Origin of the sequence: Bacillus sp. CD3-5, assembly GCF_006349665.1 — a bacterium.
GTDB classification, from domain to species: Bacteria; Bacillota; Bacilli; order Bacillales; family Bacillaceae_G; genus Bacillus_A; species Bacillus_A paranthracis.
On record NZ_VEPX01000033.1, the window covers coordinates 1 to 3,859 of the forward strand.

2 protein-coding genes are annotated in these 3,859 nt (G+C 33.8%); one reads left to right on the top strand and one right to left on the bottom strand.

The annotated features are described in order from the left end of the window. Positions 1 to 239: 239 nt before the first annotated feature. Positions 240 to 1,652 carry a MocR-like pyridoxine biosynthesis transcription factor PdxR gene (gene pdxR, locus FH036_RS26830; RefSeq protein WP_000964406.1) on the bottom strand — a complete coding sequence of 471 codons (1,413 nt, stop codon included), beginning with the start codon at positions 1,650 to 1,652 and terminating at the stop codon, positions 240 to 242. Positions 1,653 to 1,769: 117 nt separating this feature from the next. Here pdxR and FH036_RS26835 point away from each other — a divergent pair, with 117 nt between their 5' ends. Continuing rightward, positions 1,770 to 2,726: a proline dehydrogenase family protein gene (locus FH036_RS26835; protein ID WP_014481544.1), complete on the top strand. Its 957-nt coding sequence runs from the start codon at positions 1,770 to 1,772 to the stop codon at positions 2,724 to 2,726. Positions 2,727 to 3,859 lie beyond the last annotated feature (1,133 nt).

A 3,859-nucleotide genomic window follows, 5' to 3' on the forward strand; every position in this document is an offset into this window, starting at 1 on the left:
GCTCTCTAGCGCCGATGGTAGTTGGGACCTTGTCCCTGTGAGAGTAGGACGTCGCCAAGCAACTGTAAGACGAGTCAAAATGACTCGTCTTTTTTGTGTTTAATGAAGTAATCTTGTAATTAATGTCGCCTCTATAAGTACGTTTATCTAACAAGAAACACCTTGATTTAATTATGATTTCACATGTAAATAGTGTACCTTCAGAAAAATATGGTCAAGTTGGTTAAACTGTCTATTTGTTAACAAGAATATATACAAGATAATGCCCTCTGTAGCCTGTTCACCCCTTCTTTTATTTCTTCAGTTGTTAAATGTCCGTACCCTATAATAATTTGATTATGATGTTTTCCTTTTTTAATGGCGTGGTCTTCCACGGGATATACTTTTACTTCGAGTTGTTGAATTTCCTCAAGTAATTCTTTTGTGAATTGAACTTGATTGAATTCAACAATCAAGTGTAATCCTGTAGAATAGCCGAAAATATTGATCTTATTTGAGAATGCTAATTTTAATTGCTGGATAAGGAAGTTTCTTCGATTTTTATAGAGTTTTTTCATCTTCATAATATGCCGTTCCAAATGATCTTCGGTAATAAATTTAGCAAGAACAAGCTGATTTAAAGAAGGTGTATGTAGATCTGAAAACCATTTTACTTTGCGACATTTTTCAATAAGGTGTGAGGGAAGAACTAAGTATCCCATCCTAAGGGCCGGTGATAAAATTTTACTAAATGAACCTATATATATAACACGCTCGGGATCCAATCCCTGTAATGAACTTACGGGTGAGCCTTCATATCGAAATTCACTGTCATAATCATCTTCAATGAGGTAGCAATTTGTTTTTCTTGAGTAGTTAATCAATTGAACCCGTCGTTGAATCGGTAATGTTCCACCTAAAGGAAACTGATGAGAAGGAGTAATAAAGATAAATTTTGGATTTTTATTTACAGGTAGCAAAGATGTATCCATCCCATTATCATCAACTGGTATAGGATAAAGGAAGGCTCCTGAATTTTTAAAAATTGTTTGAATGTCATTGGTAATAGGATCTTCTATTATTACTTCATCACCCGTTGATAAAAGTAATTTAGAAACAAGTGTTAAAGCTTGAGTTGCACCAGAAGTAATCACTAATTGTTCTGGATGACAAAAAACTCCTCTTGTTTTTAATAAATAGCGTGATAAAGCCTTTCTTAATTCGGGACGCCCTTCGGGAATATCGTATCCAAACGTAGAAGGGGGTGCTTCGTGCCATATTGTGTGAGACAAATTTGCCCATCTCTTGCGTGGAAATAAGTCTAATGCTGGTATCCCTGAACGAAAATTAATGATGTTACTGTCTTTGTTTATTTCTTCGCACCAAGATAAAGAATCAATTAGAGTTGATTTTTTACGTTGTTCTAAATAAGTCCCCTCAGCAATGAATGTTCCTGCTCCCTGTCGAGCGACCAAAAAACCTTCGGAAAATAATTGATCATAAGCTTCTAAAATTACATTCCTAGATACGTTTAACTCAGAAGATAATTCCCGTGTTGATGGTAACTTTTCTCCGGACTGTAGGTCTCCATTTAATATTCGCTCACGTATTTGGTAATAAACCTGTCGAATTAAACTAATATCTAACGATCGATCAATAGGTATCCAAAGCATATAAATGCTCCCTTCATCAAAATTGGTACCATAAAAATTTGGCTAAAATGGTACTAATACGAACCATTTTAGCATGCTATAGTTGGATCAAATAGTTCTAAGGGAGATGAAAATGTGATGACGAAAGAATTTCAAGTAGCTCAGGCATTTAAATCGATTGCACGAAATGAACATATAAAATCCTATGTACAACAATCCACGGAGCTCTATGTGTTATTGTTACAAGCTGCGAAACGCTTTGTCACCGGAGAAACGAGACATGAGGGGATTGTGACGGCAAAAGAACTAATTACAAAAGGGTATCATACTTCACTGGAGTATATAGGGGAAAATAAGCTAGATATAAAGGAGTGTTATAAGGCAAAAAATGAGTTTTTGAATCTTATTGGGGACGTGGGTGCTCTTTCTATAAAACAAACAGTATCACTTGATTTATCGCATATTGGATTATCTATAGATCCAGAAATATCTTATATTCATTTAATGGAGTTGGCAGAGAAGGCAAATGCACAAGGAACTACCCTTATGATAAGTATGGAAGAATCATCTAAGGCAGAGGACATTCTTTCTATTTATAAAAAAACAACAGAGCAATATCCTAACGTAGGGATAACAATTCAGGCACATTTATATCGCTCGAACAAGGATATTCAAGAACTCCTACATTATCCAGGGAAAATACGAGTTGTAAAAGGTGCCTATCAAGAAGTTCCGGATATTGCTATGCCTAGATCAACCGATTTAAATCAGCAGTATCTTCAAATTGTAGAACAATTAATTGAAAACAATCACCCTGTATCTATAGCTACACATGATGAAATTCTTATTAAAGAGATGGAACACCGTCAATATTTTAGTCAATCTAATGTAGAGATAGAAATGTTATATGGAATTCGTCCGGATATGCTAAGTAATTTGAAAAACAAAGGACATAACGCTAGAGTATATTTGACTTATGGGAAAGAGTGGTATTTGTATTTATGTCACCGGATTGCTGAACATCCAGAAAATCTATATCATGCGGTGACAGATATGATACATTCATCTTCAGAGCAGCGGAGTCGGGAATATTGAATATACCTTTTATCTTAAATGTAAAAGTTATTTTGGCTATGGTTATTGCGAGGGAGTTTAGTTGTAGTAAGGAAGTTAAATAATTGTGGCTGTGTCCCCAAAGTAAGAGTTAGATTTTTCTTAGATTAGAAATTCAGGCTCGTTTATATCGGAATTTTAAGCTTGTAGTTAGAAATAAGTGAATTTGTAATTCTATATGTATTTTAAAAAGAAGGATATATAAAAGAATAATAAAATTACATGTCATAGGTATAGGATAAACATACTTAAATGTTATAAAAAGTGATACAAACAAAAGAACGCTTGTTCCTTATCGGTGTGTTGAGTATACTAGATCAATTGAGGCTCGTATTTTTAATCCTGTATATATGCTGAAAAAGAAATGCTATTAATCGGTTCGGGCCTCGAATGTAGTTTGTATGCATATCTTAAGTTTCTGCTAAGAGGATATAACGGCTATTACCACTAGGCTGTATGGAAATGGATGAGGCCTAAAGATGAAAGAGATATAAGATGGATATTTCAGTGACGCAGGATAGTTAGTAAATATATTTGTATATATTTATGAGTAAACAGATAAGCAAGGATTACCTCATATAAGGGGAACTCTATAACTAGAATAGTATACAAGTTTATTATGAACTTCTGTATCGTTGTTTGTTATAAGAATACGTATATCTTTAATCCTTTCTAATGGGGTGCGTGATAAACAAGGAGGTATTTTGGGAATAACTTTTTAATTACACATTAGTCTTTATTAATATTGTTTGTTTCACTAAGTAAAACCTTTCATATAAATTAAGTCTATAGGGCTAAGATAACTTGGATATATTTTGGAAGAGGAGATTAAAGAGAAGTAGAAGTTGCTTTTCTAGTAATGTAATTTTTATAGATTCTTCTCTAGGTTAGAGAGTGTCAAAATATTAACTTGAATATATTTATAAAAAGGTATTGACGATTGCTACTTAGAGGTGTAATATAGAACAAGTCGCCGATGACAACAACATCGAAAGCGACAAACGAAATGAAAAACTTAGTTGACATTGAAAGATGAAAATGTTAACATAAGGAAGTCGCAAATGAGCGACCAAGTAGTTCTTTGAAAACTGAACGAAACAAACAACGTGAAACGT